Raw genomic sequence first — 21,118 nt, 5'->3', positions numbered from 1 at the left:
TTTCGTAAGCGGCTGTACATACTGCCTTTTCCCATCCGGGCAAAGGCGGCGAACAACGGGAATGGCTACCAGGGAGAAACAGAGATGAACATCAACGTGGTCGGCACCAGCGGCTCAGGCAAATCCACCCTGGCTCGTCGCCTGGCGCACAGGCTGGGGCTGCCGTGCATCGAACTGGATCGCCTGTACTGGCGGCCGAACTGGCAGGGCGCGCCGGATGAGGCGTTTTTCGCCGCCATTGCCGCCGCGACGGCCACCCCGGGCTGGGTATTGGATGGCAACTACAATCGCAGCCGCGGGGTCAAATGGCGCGAGGTGGATCTGGTGATCTGGCTGGATTATGGCCTCTGGCGCACGCTGCGCCAGGCGGTGTGGCGGGCCGCGAGCCGGGCGTGGCGCCGTCAGGAGCTGTGGCCGGGCACCGGCAACCGCGAGAGTTTCCGCCGTTCGTTCTGCAGCCGGGAATCCATCATCCTCTGGACGCTGAAAACCTGGCGGCAGAATCGCCGACGCTATCTGGCCGATATGCAGGATCCGCAATATCGTCATATTCGCTTCGTCCGGCTGCGCAGTCCGCGGCAGGCCGAGGCGCTGCTCCGCGAGCTGGAAGCGCAGCGGTCAGGCGGGCATATCTAATTTTCAGCAGTACACATGTGAATTAATTGTTTCTCAATAGTTAGCAGAGATTTTAATAATGCAGGCACGTACTTTCATATGAGCCTGCGAAATGTCTTATCGAATCAGTATCCTGGATAAAAGTCCGCTTGCCGCCGGGGAAACCGCCGCGCAGGCGCTGGCGCGTACATTAACGCTGGCGCAACACGCCGAAGCCTGGGGCTATCACCGCTTCTGGGTCGCCGAACACCATAATACCGATCAGCTGGCGAGCCCCTCGCCGGAGCTGGTTATCGCCTGGCTGCTGGGCCACACCCGGCGGATCCGCCTCGGGTCCGGCGGCGTCATGCTCCAGCACTATAGCCCCTATAAGGTCGCGGAAAACTTCAACCTGCTGGCCGCCCTCGCGCCGGGCCGCATCGATCTCGGGGTCGGCAAGGCGCCTGGCGGCCTGCCGCTCTCCACCCGCGCGCTGCAGCAGGGCCTGCATCAGGAGGAGAAAGGCGCCTTTGCCGACCAGCTGGCGCAGCTGGATAACTGGCTGTCGCTGACTGAGCCCGGAGGGGAAGAGAGCCTGCGCGCCACGCCGATCCCGCCGCGCCGGGCAGACGGTTTTCTGCTCGGCGCCAGCCTGGAGAGTGCTGAACTGGCGGCCCGCCTTGACTGGAACTTTGTCTTTGCCGCCCATCTCAATGGCGACAGCGCGCTGCGCCGCACGGTGCTCAACCGCTGGCGCGAGCTGAGCCCGCGCGAGGCGATTGTCGCCGTGCAGGTGGTGGTCGCCGACGATCCCGCTACCGCCGCCGCGCTGGCGCAGCAGGTGGAGGCGTGGGGCGTTGAGCTGGAGAACGGCCAGCGGGTGACCGTCGGCAGTGAGGCGCAGGCCGTTGCCTTTGCCCGCCAGGCCGGTAGCCGTCCCACCCGTATCGCCCGCCGCGAATCTTCGCTGATATCGGGTACCCCCGAAGAGGTGAAAGCCCGGCTGGACGCGCTGCAGGCGGAAGATCAGCTGGATGAACTCATCATTGATACCCCCATTAGCGACGGGCCTGCGCGCCTGCGCTCCCTGCGCCTGCTGGCGCAGGCTCACTACGGCAAGGCGGTGCTGAATGTCCTTTGAACAACAACTGATTAGCTGGCGACGCGAGCTGCACCAGAACCCGGAGCTCTCCCTGCAGGAGGTGGCCACCACTGCGCGGATCCGCGACTGGCTGCAAAGCGGCGGGTTGACCCTGCTGCCCTACGATCTGAAAACCGGGCTGGTGGCCGAAGTCGGCAGCGGCGACAAGGTGATAGCCCTGCGGGCGGATATCGACGCGTTGCCCATCGAGGAGGCGACCGGTCTGCCTTACCGCTCGCAGAATCAAGGGGTGATGCATGCCTGCGGGCACGATATTCACACCAGCGTAATGCTGGGAGCGGCGCTGCTGCTGAAGGATCGGGAAGCGGAACTCCCGGGGCGGGTGCGGATCCTGTTCCAGCCGGCGGAAGAAAATTTCGGCGGGGCGAAAACCCTGATCCGCGCCGGGGCGCTGGAGGAGGTGTCGGCGATCTTTGGCATGCACAATGAGCCCGGCCTGGCGGTGGGGGAATTTGCCACCCGTGGCGGCGCGTTCTACGCCAACGTCGACCGCTTCGTCTTCAAAGTGACCGGGAAGGGGGCGCATGCCGCCCGCCCCCATGAAGGCAAGGATGCGATCCTGCTGGCCAGCCAGCTGGTGACGGTGCTGCAGAGCGTGGCCAGCCGGGAAGTGAACACCCTCGACTCGGTGGTGCTCAGCGTGACGCGGATCCAGGGAGGCAATACCTGGAACGTGCTGCCGGAGAGCGTCGAGCTGGAGGGGACGTTGCGCACCCACAGCAGTGAAGTGCAGCAGCGGGTCAAGGCCCGGGTCAGCGAGATTGCGGCCGGTTTCGCCAGCGCCTTTGGCGCGCAGATTGACGTCTTCTGGTATGCCGGCCCGACGGCGCTGGTCAATGACGCCCGCTGGGCCGACTTCGCCAGCGAGGTAGCGGCCCAGGCCGGGTACCGCACCCACCACGCCGATCTGCATCTCGGTGGTGAAGATTTTGCGGTCTATCTTCAGCATATTCCCGGGGCGTTCGTCAGTATCGGCAGCGCCAGCGAATATGGTCTGCACCATCCGGCATTTAATCCGGACGAACGGCTTATTGCACCCGCAGCGCACTATTTCGCCCGTCTGGCGGAGCAGGCATTACAACACATTTAATGGATGACAGGGGAAGGGGTAGCTATGTCTGAAAATCGACAATTGCGTCTGGGGACGATATTACATGGCGCATCGGGAAATATGTCCGCCTGGCGTCATCCGGCGGCGCAAGCGGACGCCAGTATTAATTTTGATTTTGTTACAGAGACGGCGTTAAAAGCGGAAGCGGGAAAACTGGATTTTATTTTTGTCGCCGACGGTTTATATATTAATGAAAAATCGATTCCTCATTTTTTAAATCGCTTCGAACCTTTAACGGTGCTTTCCGCGCTGGCCGCAGTCACCCGGCGGCTGGGGCTGGTGGGGACCTTATCCACTTCGTACAGCGAGCCGTTTACCACCGCCCGCCAGTTCGCCAGCCTCGACCATTTAAGCCAGGGGCGGGCGGGCTGGAACGTGGTCACTTCGCCGCTGGAAGGATCAGCGAAAAACTTCTCCCGGGCCCAGCATCCGGATCATGCGCTGCGCTATCGCATTGCCGATGAATATCTGCAGGTGGTGAAAGGCTTGTGGGATTCGTGGGAAGAAGATGCCTTTGTGCGCAATAAAGCGACCGGTCAGTTCTTTGACAAAAATAAGCTGCATACGCTCGATCATCACGGCGATTTCTTTAAAGTGGCCGGACCGCTGAATATTGCCCGCACGCCGCAGGGACGACCGATTATTTTCCAGGCTGGCGCGTCGGACGACGGCAAAAAATTAGCCGCACGCCACGCCGATGCCATTTTTACCCATCAGGAATCGCTGGCCGAGGCGCAGGCATTTTATCAGGACGTGAAAAGCCAGCTGGCGGCCTGGCAGCGCACCCCGGATCAGCTGCATATTTTCCAGGGCGTCAGCGTCATTGTCGGCGATGACGCCGAAGACGCGGAGCGCCAGTACCAGACCACCGCGGCGCTGGTCTCCATCGAGGATGCGCTGAACTATCTGGGGCGGTATTTCGAACACCATGATTTTTCGCAGTATCCGCTCGATGAACCGTTCCCGGATATTGGCGACCTCGGGCAAAACAGCTTCCGCAGTACCACCGACGAGATTAAACGTCACGCCCGCGAGCGCGGATTAACCCTGCGCCAGGTGGCCCTGGAGGCAGCGAGCCCGCGTCCGCGCTTTACCGGCACCGCCAGCGATGTCGCCGACGGCCTGCAACTGTGGTTCGAACAGCGCGCGGCGGACGGCTTCATTATTCAGGGCGGCACGCCGGAAACCTTTCCGCGCTTTGTGGATGAGGTGGTGCCTCTGTTACAGGCGCGCGGCCTGTTCCGTCGCGACTATCCGGGCGCCACCCTGCGGGAAAGTCTGGGACTGGCGCTACCCGCTAATCAATTCCAAAAATAAGAAAAGAGAATCACGCTATGCAGAAAACAACACTCTTGCTGGCCGTCGCGTTGGCATTTAGCGCCTCGTCGTGGGCACAGGACGTCAAGATCAATGGCACCGGGGTAAGCCTTGAGGCCAACAAAACGCCCATTCACACAGCGAAAAACCCGCAGGCCATTGCCCTGTTGCCGAAAGATCTGCATCTGGCGGTGCCGGGGAAATTTACCGTCGCGGTGGCGGCCCTGAACTCACCGCCGCTGACGGTCTTCGCCGATGACAACAAAACCCTGCTCGGCAGCGAGGCGGATATCGCCCGGCTGGTGGCGGAGAGTCTCGGGCTGGAGGTGAACGTGGTTCCCACCTCCTGGGAAGACTGGCCGCTGGGGGTTACCTCCGGCAAATATGATGCCGCGATCAGCAATATTACCGTCACCAAAGCGCGGAAAGAGAAGTTCGATTTCGCTACCTACCGCAAAGACTCGCTGGGCTTCTACGTCAAAAGCAGCAGTCCGCTGAACAAGATTGACAAGGCGGAAGACATCGCCGGGCTGAAGATTATCGTCGGCTCCGGTACCAACCAGGAGGCGATCCTGCTGGCGTGGAACGCGGAGAACGTCAAAAAAGGGCTGAAGCCGTTTACCCCGGTCTACACCAAGGATGATGCCGCCCAGACTCTGGCGCTGCAGACCGGACGAGCCGATGCCTTTTTCGGCCCCAATGTGATTGGCGCGTGGAAGGCGGCGCTGACCGGCAAAACCAAACTGGTGGGCAGCGTTGACGGCGGCTGGCCGAAAGCGGCGCATATCGCGGTGACGCTGAAAAAAGACAGCGGGCTGGTGAATGCCGTCCAGGCGGCGCTGAACGGCGCTATCGCCAGCGGGGACTACGCCAACGTGCTTAACCGCTGGGGAGAGGGAGTGGAAAGCATTCCGCAATCGGAGATCAACCCGCCCGGACTGGGCGACTGACAGGAGGCGCGATGAGCGAAGCATTCCGCGATATTTCTCCGGACGCACCGGAGCTGCAGCCGATTATTAGCGGGCTGTTTGCCGAATACGCCGCCCGCTACGGTGACTATTTTTCCCGCGATGCGGAAGTGGAGTTGAGCGAGTGGTATTTGCCGCCGCAGGGGCTGTTTATAGTCCTTGAGCGTGAGGGCGAAATTATCGCCACCGGCGCTTATAAGCCGAAGGATCGCCACACCGCAGAGATCAAACGTATCTGGACGCACCGCCGTCTGCGCCAGCAGGGGCTGGCGGCGAAAGTGGTTCAGGAGCTGGAGCGGCGGGCGGTGCTGGCCGGGTACAGCCATATCTACCTGACCACCGGCTTTCGTCAGCCGGAGGCTGTCAAACTCTATCTCAGCCAGGGGTATGAGGCGCAGTTCGACCTCGCGCGAGACCCCGAAGAGTACAGTCAGCCGCCATACGATGGCCGACTGCGGTTCACTAAAGCGCTGGCGGTGAGCGCCTTCAGCCACAGCGCCTGAGGAGGCATGATGCATTCATCTGAAACGATCAAAGTGGTGCCGGCGCGCTATCCGCTGCGGGTAGTCGGGGCCCTGGTGGCCCTGCTGGTGCTGGCGGTGGTGATCCAGTCGGTGGCCTTTAACCCGCGCTGGGAGTGGGGCGTCTTCGCCCGCTGGTTCTTCGACCCGGTGATCCTCGAAGGGCTGGGGCAAACCCTGCTTCTGACCCTGCTTGGCACGATGCTGAGCGTGATCTTCGGCGGCCTGCTGGCGCTGGCCCGCTTGTCCTCATCGTGGCTGCTCAGCAGCCTCGCCTGGGGCTATATCTGGCTGTTTCGCTCGCTGCCGCTGATTGTCGTGCTGATCATTCTCTACAACTTCTCCTATCTCTACGACACCCTGTCGCTGGGGATCCCGTTTACCGACGTCACCTGGGCAAGCTACCAGACGATAAACGTGCTGGGGCAATTCTCCACGGCGGTGGTGGGCCTGACCCTGGTGCAGAGCGCCTATACCGCGGAGATTATTCGCGGCGGGTTCCTCGGCGTTGACCACGGGCAGTATGAAGCCGCCGCCGCGCTGGGGCTACCCGCCTGGCGACGCACGCTGCGCATTATTCTGCCGCAGGCGCTGCGCACCATCCTGCCATCCGGCTTCAATGAGATCATCAGTCTGGCGAAAGGAACGGCGATGGTGTACGTCCTGGCGATGCCGGAGCTGTTCTACACCATCCAGATGATCTACAACCGTACCCAGGAGGTGATCCCGCTGTTGATGGTCGGCGCCGCCTGGTATCTGGCGATCACCAGCGTCCTCTCCGCCATTCAGTACCTGGTGGAACGTGGCCTGGCGCGCAGTGAGCGCCGCTCGGCGGTGAACAGCGCCCGCGGCAGCCGTCTGAATCAACCCGCACGTCAACCACAGCCCCAGGAGGCCGTCCATGCCCAGCTCTCGTAATGGCCATATCTCTATCACCGGGGTCAGCAAATACTATGGCCGCCACAAGGCGCTGGACGATGTGTCGCTGGAGATCCCTCCGGGCACGGTGACGGTGATCCTCGGCCCTTCCGGTTCGGGCAAGTCCACGCTGCTGCGCACCATTAATCACCTCGAGCGCGTCGATGAGGGGTTTATTCAGATTGATGGCGACTATATTGGCTATCGCCGCAAAGGCGACAAGCTGTATGAGATGAAAGAGAAGGAGATCCTCCGCCAGCGGATCAACGTCGGCTACGTGTTCCAGAACTTTAACCTGTTTCCGCACCTGACGGTGCTGGAGAACCTGATAGAGGCGCCGATCGCCCACAGGCAGGTCACGCGCAAAGAAGCCATTGCCCGTGCCTGGGAGCTGCTGGACGTCGTCGGACTGCGCAATAAAGCCGACGCCTGGTCGCGGCATCTCTCCGGCGGCCAGCAGCAGCGTATCGCCATAGCCCGGGCGCTGGCGCTGGACCCGCGGGTTATCCTGTTTGATGAGCCCACCTCGGCGCTGGATCCGGAGCTGGTGGGCGAGGTGCTGGATGTGATCAAGAAGCTGGCGCGCTCTGGCACCACGCTGGTGGTGGTCACCCACGAGGTTGGCTTTGCCCGCGAGGTGGCCGACCAGGTGGTGTTTATGGTCGACGGCAGGATCGTCGAGCAGGGCAGCAGCGACGAGGTGCTCAACCATCCGCAGCATCCGCGTACCCGGCAGTTTTTATCCAGGGTGCTGCCGTCATGAACAGAGCGATAGCGACCCTTGTATTCAGCGCCCTGGCGCTGGACGCTCACGCGGCGCTGGATCTGCGCGCCAATGAGCAGCCATTGCCGGTCACCCGCGACCCGCAGGCGATAGCGAAAATTCCGCCGGGCTACCGTTTCGTGGAGCCGGGGACGCTGACGGTGGCGATCTCGGTGCTCAATTCGCCACCGCTGGCGCTGCTGGCCAGCGACAACCGCACGCGGATCGGCAGCGACCCGGATATAGCCCGCCTGCTGGCAGGGAGCCTTGGCCTGAAGCTCAGGCTGGTGCCCACCGCGTGGGAGGACTGGCCGCTGGGCATCGCCGCCGGCCGCTATGACGTGGCGCTGATTAATATCGCGGTAACCGAGAAGCGCAAAGAGAAGTTCGATTTCGCCACCTATCGGGTGGACTCTCTGGCCTTCTCGGTGAAATCCACCAGCGACATCGCCGCGGTGCATGGACCTGCGGACCTTGCCGGGCGCAAAGTGATCGTTGGGTCCGGCACCAATCAGGAGCGGATCCTGCTGGGCTGGAATGAGGACAACCGGGCCGCCGGGCGGCCGCCGGCCCAGCCGGTCTACCTGACCGATGATGCCTCCGGCAACCTCTATATCCAGTCCGGGCGGGCGGATATTTTTTTCGGTCCGCAGTCGGTGGCCGCCTATAAAGCGGCCCTTAACGGCCAGACCCGGGTGGTAGGCCTGGGGCCGAAAAAAGCGTGGGTGGCGACGACCACTAAAAAAGGCAACGGTCTGGTCTTTGCCCTGCAGGCCGCCCTCGACGGGGCGATCGCCCGCGGTGAATATCAACAGGTGCTGGCGCGCTGGGGAGAGCAGGGCGAAGCGGTGGCGCAGTCGGTAGTCAACCCGCCGGGGATCACCTACTAACCGCCAGGGCCAGGGTATGCCGGGTGGGTGAGCGGCAATTTTCTGCCTACACTTAGGCTTTACCCTGGAGGCAGACCATGATTACCGTATATGGCGTGCCGGGATGGGGCTCGACGATTAGCGAGCTGATGCTCTCCCTGGCCGATATTCCCTACGAGGTGGTTGACGTCGAGGGCTTTGACCAGCCCGGCCCGGCGCGCGAGCGCCTGCGGCAGATTAACCCGCTGTGCCAGGTGCCCACCCTCAGGCTGGCCGACGGCAGCATCATGACCGAAACCGCCGCCATCGCGCTGATGATCCTCGACCAACGCCCCGATCTGGCCCCCGCGCCGGGGACGCCGCAGCGTCAGCAGTTTCAGCGTCTGCTGATCTGGCTGGTGGCGAATGTCTATCCCACCTTTACCTATGCCGACTACCCGGAACGCTGGGCGCCCGCCGCGGCGGAGCAGCTGGTGGAAAATTGTCGCCAGTACCGGAACAACCTTTATCTCTGGTTCGAACAGCAGCTGGTCGCCGGGCCATGGGCGCTGGGCGCGTCGGTTACCCTCCTGGACTGCTATATCGCGGCGATGTATAGCTGGGGGCCCAGGCAGGCGTGGTTTAACGCCCATACGCCCAAATTTGCCGCCGTCGCCCTGGCGGTCTATCAGCGACCGGAGCTGGCCGCGGCGCTACGACGTAACAAGCTGATTTAACGCACGCGATGCCAACAGCAACCGCCATTCTGTGGTAGCGTTATGGCCTTCACCACAAGGAGTCTTTGCTATGCCGCATGTTGATATTAAATGCTTTCCCCGTGAACTGACTGACGAACAAAAAACCGCGCTGGCCGCCGACATTACCGAGGTGCTGATCCGCCATCTGAACAGTAAAGAAGGCGCGGTCAGCGTCGCGCTCACTCAGGTTGAGCCGGACGCGTGGCAGGCGGTGTGGGACAGTGAGATCGCCCCGCAGATGGCGCAGTTGATTAAGAAGCCGGGTTATAGCATGTAACCCGGCGCCCCGGAGGCGATGCTGCGCATCTGTCCGGGCTACGCGTTCTCAGCGGTCTGCAGTTCCGTAGCCCGGGCAAGGCGCTTTGCGCCGCCCCCGGGGAGGGGCTTCTCCGGCGACGCACTGAGAGAAACAGCATGTTCATCTATCCTAAGCGCCAGAGAGCCAACCGAGGTGGGTATGAAAGACGAATTGTTTGCCGATCTGCTGGCGAGTGCAGAAGAAATGGTCAGGATCGAGAAAGGTCAACAAATGCCGAAGGAGCAGCACGTTCATACCTTCAGCGAAATTGACGTGAAAGCGATACGTGAAGCCACAGGTTTAAAACAGCAGGACTTTGCAGCGGCCGTTGGCGTTAAGTAACAGCGTGTATTTAAATCAACCCGTCCAGGCGTTTGCCCCGGACGGGCTCCTTTATTAAAACCAAATCTCCGTCTGCACGCCAAAGTTCCAGTTTCCTCCGGCGGTAAAGCCTTTACTGCCGAAATCATCGTTGATCGCATAGCGATCCAGGTCTTTATCCCAATTCATCCACGTGACAAAGAAACGTATCTCCGGCCTCGCTTTGATATCAAACACATCGCCCACTTTGAACGTCGGGGCGAAGGTCAGCTTGTAAAAATCGCCGCTCACCGCCTGGTATTGATGCACGCCGCTGTCGTAGCGATAGGTTCGGCCGTTGGGATTCAGGTCCATATATTGCCAGGACGCCTCGTATAGCAGGGCGAAGTTGCGGGTGATGCCCTGGGAAACCCGCAGGTTAAAGGTTGCCCAATCGTAGCGGTCTCCATCGCGGTAGCGATCTTCGCTATGCTGGGCGATAACCGATGGTGCAAGCTGCCAGTTTTTCCCCAGCGGCAAAATGCCGTAGGACGCAAAACGCAGGGACTTTGCGTTCTCGGTAAGATCGCCATCGCTGCCGGGCTGGCGCGCCTCGGCGCCCAGCCCGCCGCCGTACTGCAGGGCGCTCTCCGATACGCCCGGCGCGAGGCCATAGAATTGCTGTTTGTCGTGATACGCCAGCATCGCGTAGTAGCCGTTTTTCGCCGTATTATCGCTGCGCAGAGCGTAACTGCCGGTGGTCGAGGTATTATCTTTCAGGTCATCATTGCCCTGGGCGGTCATCGCCGTGGTCATCAGCTGCCAGTTGTTCCAGAAGTGGTTGGCGGTGAACATCAGGTTCTGTATATCGTTATCCTGGTAGTTATCGCTACCCAGATCGCCGAAGTTACGCGCATAGACCGAGTAATCGCCGCGCAGCGTATCACCCCACTTCACGTCATTGATCCCGCCGCCGGTACCGCCGAGGAACATAATATCGCTATCGGTAAAGTGGATATCGAAATTATCGCGGTCGAAACGCTTGCCCGCCCAGATGGACGCGCTCCTGAACGGCCCGGAAAAATCGGCGAAATTGCCCATCTCGACGTACAGCTGACGCACGTTCAGGTGGTGGCTGTCGTTATCCTGTACCCATGGATCCGGGTTGGTTGCCCCGTCGGCAAGCATGGTTTTAAAGTGCGCCCATGACCCGTCGCTGAAGGTCATTTTTTTGCCGAAGCTGAGCTCCACGTAGTTATCTTTCTCGTTGCCGAGACGGCCAACGTGGGCATCGCCGTTGAGCGAACTGGCCGGGGAGACACCCGGGCCGCCGCGCGCGCCTTTACCATGGCTGTCAACCAGCATCCCGGAGCGCGCGTAGGCGTTGAACTCGAAGCCATCGCTGAGGCTGCTTTTCGCCAGCTGTTTGTCAGCAGCCTGCTGCTTTTGCTCGGTCGCTGCGGTGCGCTGACTGAGGGTCTGCACCTGCTTTTCCGCTGCCGCCGCGCGTTGTTCCGCGGCGCTGGTGCGCAGCTCCGCCTGCTGCGCCCGACGTTTGGCCTCTCCGGCCTCCTGCTCCGCATGATTAAGCCGGGCCTCCAGCTGCGCTAGCCGTTGTTCGACGGTGAGCGGGGCCGCACTCGCGCCGTAAGCCGAAAAAAGGGCGCAGCAAACCGCTGCGCTAATCAAAGAGATACGCATATCAATCCTTATTTTTTCAGAGGTATGTAGGGGGTGCTGCGCCTTACAGGGCGTGGTTTTCTCCAGCAACGGACGATGGGTTCGACGGCGCACGGCGTCCAGCGTCAAGGTCGGCGCGGATCTGCTCGTACTGATCGTCGAGTCGGTAGAAGCGACCAATCCACAGCATTGAAGCCACAATCAGCAGCGCCGGGATATAGAGGTAGCAGGCTTTTATCGCCAGCATCGCGCCGTCGCTTTGCGTCTGGTTAGCGATATAACCGCCGGATGAGAGCAGGACCCCGGTAATGGCTCCCGCGCCCGCCATCGCCACCTTGCCAAGAAAGCCGTTGATGGAGGTTAAAATGCCGGCGGTATTGATGCCGGTTTTCCATACTCCGTAATCCACCGGATCGGCTTGCATAGAGAAGTAAATTGCCGTGCGCTGTCCGGCGCCAAGCGAGAGTACGACCGCTCCGGCAACCAGACCCCAGCTGTTAACGCCTGCCGCCATCATCATACCCATGCCGACCAGGTTGATCGCGCTGGCGACCAGATAGACGTGGCGCTTTTTCATCCGACTGGCGAGCAGCGGAACGGTGAGGGTACCCAGCAGAGGAACGAAGGTGGAGATCCCGGCGACGATCGCCGTGAGATCGTTATTACCGACGTAATAATGGAAGAAGTAGACCAGCGCCCCGGTCTGGAAGAAAAACGCGCCCCACATCAGGAAAATATTGATGGCGAAGACGATCCACGGTTGGTTGGCGCGCAGGCTGACCCAGGCGCGTTTTAAGGTCATGCGCTCCTGAGTAATGCTGATATTTTCCTTAACGTTCCGGAAGCTCACCAGCAGAAAAAAGGTGGCAATAACGCCGAAAACCACCGCAGTATAGAAGAAGCCGTGCTCCTGATTGCCTTTCCCCAGCGCGCCAACCAGCGGCAGCGTGGCGACCGCGACAATAGTCGCGCCGAGCGAGCCGAGCAGAATACGTACCGCCGACAGCGTCGTGCGCTCCCGCGAGTCGTTCGTCAGAAACGGCAGCATGGCGCAGAATGGAATATTAACGAGGGTATAGAGAAACGACAGGCACAGATAGGTGACAAAAGCGTAGATCAGCTTACCGGTGGTGCCAAAATCAGGCACGTAAAAGGCCAGAATACACAGCAGTCCGAAGGGGATCGCGCCAGTCAGCAGATACGGACGGCAGCGCCCCCAGCGGGTGGCGGTATTGTCGATAACCAGCCCCATTAGCACGTCGGCAACGCCGTCCACCAGGCGCGTCACGAGGAACATCAGGCCTACGTAATAAGCGGGCAGGCCCATCACGTCGGTGTAAAAGAACATCAGATAAAGAGAGATCATCTGCCACACAAGGTTGCAGGAGAGGTCGGCGATGCCATAGCCAAGGCGCTGCCGCCAAAGGGTAAAGGTTGTTTCTGCCATAAAAGTAAACTCGCTTATCGTTGTTGTTAAAGTCCGTACTGGCGAATAAACCAGGCCGGGGTGCAGCTCCACGCATGGCAATAACTGTTTATCAGCTTGCTGCCATAAGGGGAAAAATCAGGATGCGCCGGGTCGAAGATTTCCCAGAAGGTATCGGCGCCGTAGTCGACCATTGCTCCCCAGTAGGCTTTGATCTGCGCAATAGCGTCGTCGCGCAGCCCGCACTGCAGAAGAGCGGCAATATAGTGGTGACGCAGGTATGGCGTGTTCATGGCGATCGCGGGGGGATTTTGCTCCAGATTATGCATGATCTCCCGGCGCTGCTGGGGAGTACCGACTTCCGCCAGTACCAGCCAGATTTGCGATGCCCATGAGACCTGCCGCTGCTCGCCGCTGATGTAGAAGCCTTGCTGCTCGTCCCATAAGACATCGAGGGCCGCAGCTTTAAGCTGCTGTAAACGCTGGCGATAGCGGACGGCCAGCTCAGGTTCGAAACGCTCCGCCAGCCAGACGGCGCGCTGCAGGCAGTAAATCAGCACGCCCTGCGCTGCAGCCTGTTTATTCAGCGAAGCCTGCCAGTCGATAAACACCCACCAGTCGTCGCTATCGCGCACAACCCCGGAGGCGTCGCAGCGTTTCAGCGCCAGTTCAATCTGACGACGGGCCGTGGGCCACAGCTCGCGGGCCGTAGCAATATCCTCCGCGCTTTGCAGATAGTTGTAGAGAACGTCAACAAAAAACAGAGAATAATCAAAAAGAAAGGTATCGTCAGCAATGATATCCGGCTGCACGAACACGTTGGCCGATACCATACCGTCCTCACGAGTATGCCCGGCGAAAAGGTACAGGCAGCGGCGTACTAAATCGTGACGGGTGAAGGTCACATCGTTCACCAGCGCCTGCAAACGTAAATCGCCGAGCCACAGGCGGCGGTCGCGTTTGGGGCCATCCTCAAACACCTCCTGCATGCAGTTTTGCAGGGTCAGAACGGCAACGCTGTCGATGGCCTTGAGCTGCGGGTCGGCGGTTGTCGCTGCCGGGCATGCGCCGCTGGCGGAGGTAACGGCATTCACCTGAATCTGGTTGAACTGCAGACGAAACTTGCGCGACACGGCTTTGACCTCCACCTTCAGATAGCGGAAGCAGTAGCGGCGCGGCAGATCAACTTCGGCGGGCAGAACATCAAGCCACAGATCCTGCTGCTGCAGCCAGCTGCTGCTTAGCCAGCCCTGGTAATCGCTGAACGGCTCACACACTTCGCTCAGCGTTTCGCCGAAGGTGAACTGCAGATGGGCCGGAGCGTCCGGCGGGCTCCCGACGCTCTGACAGAGAAAATGCAGGTAGCCAACAAAGTGGCTGCCAAAATCAATAATGACGCTATCGCCGCTGCTCAGCTCGCGCTGATAAAACGCGGCCAGGGAACTTACCGGCTCAGCGCGCCAGCCAAACAGCGCCGTGGCGTCGGCGTGGGCTTCCACCACAGCGATCGGCGGGTACGCCTGCCGGCGTAGCGCGGGCCGGAGCGTCTCGGCGGTGCGTAGAAAATCCGGGTGGCGGGTCATCGAGACCTGAGAATTATGCTGAATTGCCTGTGACATACTGCGTCCTCTGTATTTATTTGTCCGCAGCATAAGATGCCGGCCACGGGGGCAACCACTCTGGCAATGCCAATGCATTTGCCAGATTGGCACTGATAATGAGATGGGCGAGTTGCCGATCACACTTCCAAACATCTTGCTCGTGGCGGTCGGGAAAATGCATTATCTTGCCTCTGCGCCGTAAGCCGTTTTGGACTTTACAGATGATGATGTTGACCGTTGAGTATTATTTCACCCATCCGCAGGATAAGCTGGGCATGTATGCCAGCGATCCGGAAGATAATAGCCATGAACATAGTCATGAATTTGCTGAGCTGGTGATCGTTGAGGAAGGGCACGGTTTACACGTTATTAATGGCAGGCCACTATATATTCAACAGGGCGACGTTTTTTACGTTCAGCCTGGCGACGTTCATTATTATGATGAGCTGGGGACGCTTAAGTTAATTAATGTGCTGATTAATCCGTTGGTAGGCTTTCATTATTTACAGCCTCTCGATACCTTATTACAGACTTTCTCTGCGCAGAATGCGTCCTGCTACGGTTGGCTGGCGCCGGACACCCGCCATATCTGCAAGGAACTGGTGGATAAGATATTTTCTGCCGAGCTGCGGCAGGAGCAAAATATTGCTCTGCGCGAAGCCGCGTTTTTCCAGCTGGTGACGACGATTCTGCATGCCGAAACCGAAGCCGAATATAGCACCACCAAATATAAGCTGCATAAATTGCTGACCTGGTTACAGGAGCACTGTTTTGAAGAGCATAACTGGCAGCAGCTGGCGGAGAAATTCCATCTCACTACGCGGACCGCATTTCGCCATATTAAAGAGGCGACGGGATTGACGCCGGATAATTATTTAAAGCGTCTGCGATTAGTTTCGGCGCGCGTAAAATTACGCGAGACCGATATGACGATTACCGAAGTGGCCTATCTATGCGGCTTTGCCAACAGTAATCACTTTACCACTTTATATAAAAAGGTTTTTGGCCTGACGCCCAGCGAAGACCGGCGGCGTTTGCAGCGCTAGTTCTCTCCCCGGAGGCGATGCTGCGCATCTGTCCGGGCTACGCGTCCTCAGCGGTCTGCGATCCGGTAGCCCGGGCAAGGCGCTGCGCGCCGCCCCCGGGAGAGACGCGCAGGGTGGTGAAGGATTGCCCCGGAGGCGAGGAGAGCTACTCTTCCGGAGTATTGGCCCGCACGTGGCGGCCGCTGGCGACAAAATTGCCGGTCCCCAGATGATGCAGGGTATTGATCTTATCGTCATCGAACTGCCAGCGTCCGGTGACAAACGCACGCTCATCGGCGGCGGCGGAAACCACTTCGCCAAACAGCGTATCGTACTGCTCCTGGGCCGCCGTCGCCGGCAGCAGGCGGCACTCCATCCATGCCAGACACTTCTCCTCGATCAGCGGCAGTCCCAGTTCCGGGCCGATCACCACCGGAATTCCGTAAGCATTGAATTTGTCTTCATCGCGGCCGCTGACGCTGCCGACCGCGTAGGTCCAGCTGGCGGCGGCCACGCCGGGAACCACGATGCCGAAGGTGCCGTTGCGCTCGATGATTTCCCGCGTCCAGGTGCTTTTATCCACCACGATAGCCACCCGCGGCGGGGCGAATTCCACCGGCATCGACCAGGCGGCGGCCATGACGTTGCGCCGGTTGGAGGCCGCGTCGTAGCTGGTGATCAAAATGGTCGGGCCGTGGTTGAGCAGGCGGCTGGCATACTGCAGTTCCACGTGGCGAAAGCGGCTCATAGGCGTTCCTTGAGTAATGGGTCGGTTGGCAGGTAACACGTTAAGCCGCAATGAAAATGTAATCAATACGTCATCTCGTCTGACTATAGTCGCCAGCACAAAGTCCCAAAGAGGATCACAATATGTTGGCTCCCCTGATGTTATCCCAGGTGAGCGTGCCCCGTCGGATGTCGACCGCCGGGCAAGGGTTGCTTTCCCGCAAGGGAGGGCGACAATGCGCGCGCTGACCCCTATCACTCTGCAGGCGGTCTCATTCGCCTTCGCAGAGACCCCCATTCTCGATGGCTTCTCGCTGCATATCGAACCCGGCAGCATTGTGGCGCTGCTGGGCCCGTCCGGCTGCGGCAAAAGCACCTTGCTGCGCCTGCTGGCCGGGCTGAGCGTGCCGGCCAGCGGTGAAATCCGCTTTGGCGATCGGCTGGTCGCCCGCGCAGGATGGGGATTGCCCCCGGAACAGCGCGATATCGGCATGGTTTTCCAGGATTACGCCCTCTGGCCGCATATGAGCGTGGCGCAGAACGTCGCCTTTCCGCTGCGCATGCGCGGCGTTGCCCGCGCCGAACGCGAGCGCCGGGTGAGCGAGGCGCTGGCGCGGGTGGGCCTCGACGGCTTTGCGGAACGTAAACCTTCAGGCCTTTCCGGCGGCCAGCAGCAGCGGGTGGCGCTGGCGCGGGCGATCGTCGCCGCGCCGCGGGTGCTGCTGTTTGATGAGCCGCTCTCCAACCTGGACAGCGAACTGCGCGAATCGTTGTGTGGCGAAATGAGCCGTCTGCTGCGACAGCTCGGCACCACCGCCGTGTATGTCACCCACGACCGCCGTGAAGCCGACCTGTTAGCCGACCGGATCGTCCATTTATCCGCGGGCCGCGTGGCCGCTGTCCGCGCCGTTACGCCAACCTCAGGGGAAGTTGCATGAACACCGTTATGACCGTTAAGAAAGGAGTGGTACTCGCGATGGCTCTCTCCGCCATGATGCTCTCCAGCGCCCATGCGCTGACCGTTTACACCGCCGGCCCCGGCTCGCTGGCGAAAAACCTGGCCAGTGGTTTTGAACAACAGACCGGGGTGAAGGTGACCGTTTTCCAGGCCACCACCGGCAAAGTGATGGCCCGTCTGGAGGCCGAGCAGGCCAACCCGCAGGCGGATGTGCTGATCTCCGCTTCATGGGATACCGCGGAGGATCTGCACAACCGGGGCTGGTTGCTGCCTTTTCACAGCGCCAACGCCGACAAGGTACCGGCTAATCTGAAATCGGCGGACTATATCGCCCAAGGGGTCTCGGCGCTTGGCATCGTCTGGAACAGCAAAAGCGGCACTCCGGAGCCGAAAGAGTGGCGCGACCTCACCCAGCCGGCGTTTAAAGACAAGGTGACCACGCCCGACCCGTCGCTCTCCGGCGCGTCGCTGGATCTGTTGATTGGCCTGCAAAACAGCATGGGCGACCAGGCCTGGCAGCTGTTTGACGATCTGAAAAAGAATGGCATGGTGGTCAGCGGCCCCAACGCCCAGGCGGTGACGCCGGTGATGCAGGGGGCGAAAGCGGCGGTGTTTGGCGCGGTGGATTATGTCTCCTACGGCAATATTCAGCAGGGCGAGTCGCTGAAGGTGATTTTCCCGGCCAGCGGGACGGTGATCGCCCCGCGCCCGATGATGATCCTCAAAACCAGCCAGCATGCCGATGAGGCCAAAGCCTTTATCGATTACGTGCTGTCGCCGGAAGGTCAGGCGCGGGTCGCCGACGCCTGGCTGATGCCCGCTCGCCGCGATGTGGCCGCCAAACGCCCGCTGCTGGACGCGCTGAAGGTCTTGCCCACCAGCGGCGAGGGGTGTAGCGAGCGTAGCGCCGTCCTCAGCCGCTTCAGTCAGCTGTATGCCCACTAATTGACACGGTTCTCCGGCGCTGGCCGCCGGAGAACGCTTCGTTTCAGGAACCGCTGTGAAACAAAAATTCCTTTCCGGCGTGACGCTTGCCGCCCTGACGCTGCTGGTCGCGTTACCGCTGTTGTTTATTCTGCTGCAGGCGATTTTTCCCCATTTTAGCGCCGGTTCGCTCCATGACGCCTTTGGCGGCGTCGCGCCGCTGCTGGCCGACCCCCAGCTGCCGTCGATGCTCGGCGGTACGCTGTGGATTGCCGGCGGCGTGGCGCTGGCCAGCGTGATGATCGGCCTGCCGCTCGGTATTCTGCGCGGTATGTTTTCGTTGCCGCTACCCCGGCTGTGGGACCTGCTGTTTTTGATCCCCTTTCTGACGCCGCCCTATATCTCGGCGCTCTCGTGGATGCTGGCTCTGCAAAGCCAGGGCTATCTGCAGCAGCTGACCGGCTGGCAGCTAAACGACCTGCTGTTCAGCCGCAGCGGGATCGTGCTGGTGATGACCTTTAACATTTTTCCGGTGGTTTACTTTGCCGTCTCCCGCAGCCTGCTGGCGAGCGGGCAACGGCTGGCGATGGTCGCCCGGGTCCATGGCGCCAGCGCCTGGCGCGCCTTCTGGCACGTGACGCTGCCGATGCTCTCCCCGGCGCTGGCGGCGGGGATGCTGCTGGCGTTTACTCTCGCCATCGAGGAGTTTGGCGTCCCGGCGGCGCTGGGCAGTCGGGCGGGAGTAGTGATGCTGACGGTGGGCATTGAGAAAAAGCTGGCCGACTGGCCGGTGGATCTCACCGGCGCTGCGCTGCTGTCGCTGCTGCTGATGGCGGTGGCGTTGTTCGCCTGGTGGCTGCAAACGCGGCTGGTGGGTGAGAAGGAGGTCACCAGCGTCACCGGTAAACCGGGAGAAAACCGCGGAGCGTCGCTGGGCTGGATGACGCTGCCCGCGCTGCTGGTGATGGCGACCGTCGGCGGCATGGCGGTCGGGGTCCCCGCCGTCTCGATGATGCTCACCAGCCTGATGGGCACCCTCTCGGGCGGGGTGAGCCTGGAGAATGTCACGCTGCGTCACTTCGCGGCGCTGTTCGACCAGCAGGGCGACGCCCTGTCGGCCCTCGGCGTCAGCCTGTCGCTGGCGTTAGGTTCGGCGCTGATCGTCGGCGCGCTGGGGCTGCTGGCCGCCTGGCTGGTAATGGTGCAGAAGATCAAAGGGCGCGGGGTGGTGGATGCGCTGTCGCTGATGCCGGCGGCGCTGCCCGGCGTGGTGGTGGGGGTGGGATTGATCCTGCTGTGGAATCAGCCCTTCTGGCCGCGCTCGCCCTACAACACGCTGTGGATGCTGCTGCTCTCCTATTGCTGCCTGCTGCTGCCCTGGCCGGTGCGCTATGTCGGCAGCGCGCTGCGCCAGCTGGGCCCGAACCTTGAGCCCGCCGCCCGGGTGCACGGCGCGTCGCCGCTGCGGGCGCTGCGGTTGATTGTCCTGCCGCTGGTCTTTCCGGCGCTGCTGGCGGCGATGCTGATGGTGTTCGCGGTGGCGTCCCGGGAGCTGGTGACCTCGCTGCTGCTGTCCCCCGCCGGCACGCAGACCGTGGCGGTGTTTATCTGGCGCCAGTTTGAACAGGGATCCGTTGGTCAGGGCATGGCGATGGCCAGCCTGACGCTGTTGACCGGTCTGGTCCTGATGCTGACGGCGCTGGCGCTGATGCAGCGCAGCACGCGCGGTTAACGGCAAGCGCACAAAAAAGAGGGTCGGCGCGGAAAAATAGGCTATAAATGTCGGACACCTACAGCTGGAGACCCTGATGAGTCCCTTTTTACGCGCCTATTTTTCCCGTCTGGGCTGGACGGGCGAGCCTGATGTTTCCATTGATACCTTGCGCCAACTGCATCTGCAGCATAACAGCGCCATCCCCTTTGAAAACCTCGACGTCCTGCTGCCGCGCGAGATCCATCTTGATGACCAGGCGCTGGAAGAGAAGCTGATCGCCGGCCGCCGCGGGGGGTATTGTTTTGAACAAAATGGCCTGCTGGAGCGCGCGCTGCGCGAAATAGGCTTTAACGTTCGCAGCCTGCTTGGCCGGGTGGTGCTGGCCAATCCGCCGCAGATGCCGCCGCGCACTCACCGTTTATTGCTGGTGGAAGTGGCGGGCGAGCGCTGGGTAGCCGACGTTGGCTTCGGCGGCCAGACGCTGACCGCGCCGATCAAGCTGCTGGCCGATATCCCGCAGCAGACGCCGCACGGCAGCTATCGTCTGGTGCATGAAGGTGATGAGTGGACGCTGCAGTTCAACCATCACGAACACTGGCAGTCGATGTACCATTTCGATTTAGGCCGCCAGTATGCGTCTGATTATGTGATGGGTAACTTCTGGTCGGCGCACTGGCCGCAGTCCCACTTCCGTCACCACCTGCTGATGTGCCGTCATCTGCCTGACGGCGGCAAAATGACCCTCACCAATTTCCACTTTACCCACTGGGAGAATAACCACGTGGTGGAGAAGGTCGATTTTGCCGATGTCTCCGCGCTGTACGAAGGGCTGCAAACCCGCTTCGGGTTGGGCGTGGACGATCCTAAACATGGCTTTAGTGAAGCGGCGCTGGCGGCGGTAATGGCGGCGTTCGATACCCATCCGGAAGCCGGGAAGTAAATCTCCTCATGCCCGGCGGCGCTGCGCTTCGCGGTCCTACGGGATATGAGCCTGTGAGAGGGCCCTGCAGGCCGGGTAAGGCGACAGCCGCCGCCCGGCGAAATTACAGGTACCGTGCCTGATATCTTGCCCGGCGGCGCTGCGCTTGCGCGGGCCTACGGGGTCTGAGCCTGTGAGAGGGCCCTGCAGGCCGGGTAAGGCGACAGCCGCCGCCCGGCGAAATTACAGGTACCGTGCCTGATATCTTGCCCGGCGGCGCTGCGCTTGCGCGGGCCTACGGGGTCTGAGCCTGTGAGAGGGCCCTGCAGGCCGGGTAAGGCGACAGCCGCCGCCCGGCGAAATTACAGGTACCGTGCCTGATATCTTGCCCGGCGGCGCTGCGCTTGCGCGGGCCTACGGGGTATGAGCCTGTGAGAGGGCCCTGCAGGCCGGGTAAGGCGACAGCCGCCACCCGGCGAAATTACAGGTACCGTGCCTGATATCTTGCCCGGCGGCGCTGCGCTTGCGCGGGCCTACGGGGTATGAGCCTGTGAGAGGGCCCTGCAGGCCGGGTAAGGCGACAGCCG

Annotated in this window: 18 protein-coding genes and 2 pseudogenes; 16 read left to right on the top strand and 4 right to left on the bottom strand. The window is 61.2% G+C overall.

The window, feature by feature from the left end; genetic code table 11:
- Positions 1-84 precede the first annotated feature (84 nt).
- The 11 genes and pseudogenes from ABLV54_RS17245 to ABLV54_RS17195 form a co-directional block, all read left to right on the top strand.
- The gene (locus ABLV54_RS17245; protein ID WP_044523492.1) at positions 85-636 is read left to right on the top strand and encodes a (d)CMP kinase; all 552 of its coding nucleotides are present in this window, start codon (positions 85-87) and stop codon (positions 634-636) included.
- Between the two features lie 91 nt (positions 637-727).
- The gene (locus ABLV54_RS17240) at positions 728-1,735 is read left to right on the top strand and encodes an MsnO8 family LLM class oxidoreductase (protein ID WP_023289878.1); all 1,008 of its coding nucleotides are present in this window, start codon (positions 728-730) and stop codon (positions 1,733-1,735) included.
- The gene (locus ABLV54_RS17235) at positions 1,725-2,846 is read left to right on the top strand and encodes a M20 peptidase aminoacylase family protein (protein WP_087827039.1); all 1,122 of its coding nucleotides are present in this window, start codon (positions 1,725-1,727) and stop codon (positions 2,844-2,846) included. The genes ABLV54_RS17240 and ABLV54_RS17235 overlap by 11 nt, the downstream gene beginning before the upstream one ends.
- A 24-nt stretch (positions 2,847-2,870) precedes the next feature.
- A pseudogene (locus ABLV54_RS17230) lies at positions 2,871-5,134 on the top strand (NtaA/DmoA family FMN-dependent monooxygenase).
- Between the two features lie 11 nt (positions 5,135-5,145).
- Positions 5,146-5,655: a GNAT family N-acetyltransferase gene (locus tag ABLV54_RS17225; protein ID WP_004202731.1), complete on the top strand. Its 510-nt coding sequence runs from the start codon at positions 5,146-5,148 to the stop codon at positions 5,653-5,655.
- Between the two features lie 9 nt (positions 5,656-5,664).
- Positions 5,665-6,591 (top strand): amino acid ABC transporter permease, encoded by a 927-nt coding sequence (locus ABLV54_RS17220; protein WP_226563973.1) that lies wholly within the window; start codon positions 5,665-5,667, stop codon positions 6,589-6,591.
- Positions 6,575-7,354, top strand: coding sequence for an amino acid ABC transporter ATP-binding protein (locus ABLV54_RS17215; RefSeq protein WP_032453069.1), 780 nt, complete (start codon positions 6,575-6,577; stop codon positions 7,352-7,354). The genes ABLV54_RS17220 and ABLV54_RS17215 overlap by 17 nt, the downstream gene beginning before the upstream one ends.
- A gap of 38 nt (positions 7,355-7,392) precedes the next feature.
- A complete protein-coding gene (locus tag ABLV54_RS17210) occupies positions 7,393-8,244 on the top strand; it encodes a transporter substrate-binding domain-containing protein (RefSeq protein WP_348814205.1) in 852 nt (283 codons plus the stop codon).
- A 77-nt stretch (positions 8,245-8,321) separates the two neighbouring features.
- Positions 8,322-8,939: a glutathione S-transferase family protein gene (locus tag ABLV54_RS17205; RefSeq protein WP_023289870.1), complete on the top strand. Its 618-nt coding sequence runs from the start codon at positions 8,322-8,324 to the stop codon at positions 8,937-8,939.
- Positions 8,940-9,009: 70 nt separating this feature from the next.
- Positions 9,010-9,237: a tautomerase PptA gene (gene pptA, locus ABLV54_RS17200; RefSeq protein WP_004891592.1), complete on the top strand. Its 228-nt coding sequence runs from the start codon at positions 9,010-9,012 to the stop codon at positions 9,235-9,237.
- A 180-nt stretch (positions 9,238-9,417) separates the two neighbouring features.
- Positions 9,418-9,594, top strand: a pseudogene (locus ABLV54_RS17195) (transcriptional regulator); the annotation flags it as partial.
- A 60-nt stretch (positions 9,595-9,654) separates the two neighbouring features.
- Here ABLV54_RS17195 and ABLV54_RS17190 read toward each other — a convergent pair.
- The 3 genes from ABLV54_RS17190 to ABLV54_RS17180 are packed head-to-tail and all read right to left on the bottom strand — an operon-like array spanning position 9,655 to position 14,283.
- Entirely contained in the window at positions 9,655-11,259 is a 1,605-nt protein-coding gene (locus ABLV54_RS17190; protein WP_004101886.1) for a carbohydrate porin, read from the bottom strand.
- 43 nt (positions 11,260-11,302) lie between these two features.
- Positions 11,303-12,685, bottom strand: coding sequence for a glycoside-pentoside-hexuronide (GPH):cation symporter (locus tag ABLV54_RS17185; protein WP_226563966.1), 1,383 nt, complete (start codon positions 12,683-12,685; stop codon positions 11,303-11,305).
- Between the two features lie 26 nt (positions 12,686-12,711).
- Complete coding sequence (locus ABLV54_RS17180; protein WP_226563964.1) at positions 12,712-14,283, bottom strand: sugar hydrolase; 1,572 nt, start codon at positions 14,281-14,283, stop codon at positions 12,712-12,714.
- A gap of 203 nt (positions 14,284-14,486) precedes the next feature.
- Between ABLV54_RS17180 and ABLV54_RS17175 the strand changes: the two genes are divergently transcribed.
- Entirely contained in the window at positions 14,487-15,311 is an 825-nt protein-coding gene (locus ABLV54_RS17175) for a helix-turn-helix domain-containing protein (RefSeq protein ID WP_044523479.1), read from the top strand.
- 145 nt (positions 15,312-15,456) lie between these two features.
- On the opposite strand, the gene ABLV54_RS17170 is transcribed toward ABLV54_RS17175, so the two are convergent.
- Positions 15,457-16,038 (bottom strand): flavin reductase family protein, encoded by a 582-nt coding sequence (locus tag ABLV54_RS17170; RefSeq protein WP_226563962.1) that lies wholly within the window; start codon positions 16,036-16,038, stop codon positions 15,457-15,459.
- Positions 16,039-16,252: 214 nt separating this feature from the next.
- Here ABLV54_RS17170 and ABLV54_RS17165 point away from each other — a divergent pair, with 214 nt between their 5' ends.
- The 4 genes from ABLV54_RS17165 (at position 16,253) to nhoA (ending at position 20,552) form a co-directional block, all read left to right on the top strand.
- Positions 16,253-16,954 (top strand): ABC transporter ATP-binding protein, encoded by a 702-nt coding sequence (locus ABLV54_RS17165; protein WP_064154551.1) that lies wholly within the window; start codon positions 16,253-16,255, stop codon positions 16,952-16,954.
- A complete protein-coding gene (locus tag ABLV54_RS17160) occupies positions 16,951-17,919 on the top strand; it encodes an ABC transporter substrate-binding protein (RefSeq protein WP_348814200.1) in 969 nt (322 codons plus the stop codon). Before ABLV54_RS17165 ends, ABLV54_RS17160 begins: the two co-directional genes overlap by 4 nt.
- A 55-nt stretch (positions 17,920-17,974) precedes the next feature.
- Positions 17,975-19,630 (top strand): iron ABC transporter permease, encoded by a 1,656-nt coding sequence (locus ABLV54_RS17155; RefSeq protein ID WP_226566152.1) that lies wholly within the window; start codon positions 17,975-17,977, stop codon positions 19,628-19,630.
- A 76-nt stretch (positions 19,631-19,706) separates the two neighbouring features.
- A complete protein-coding gene (gene nhoA / locus ABLV54_RS17150) occupies positions 19,707-20,552 on the top strand; it encodes an N-hydroxyarylamine O-acetyltransferase (RefSeq protein ID WP_226564550.1) in 846 nt (281 codons plus the stop codon).
- The last annotated feature ends 566 nt before the right edge of the window (positions 20,553-21,118 follow it).

This window comes from Klebsiella sp. JB_Kp042 (assembly GCF_040065275.1).
Classification (GTDB): Bacteria; Pseudomonadota; Gammaproteobacteria; order Enterobacterales; family Enterobacteriaceae; genus Klebsiella; species Klebsiella quasipneumoniae.
Note: the sequence above shows the minus strand (reverse complement) of the source record. Positions and strands in the feature narration are given on the sequence as shown.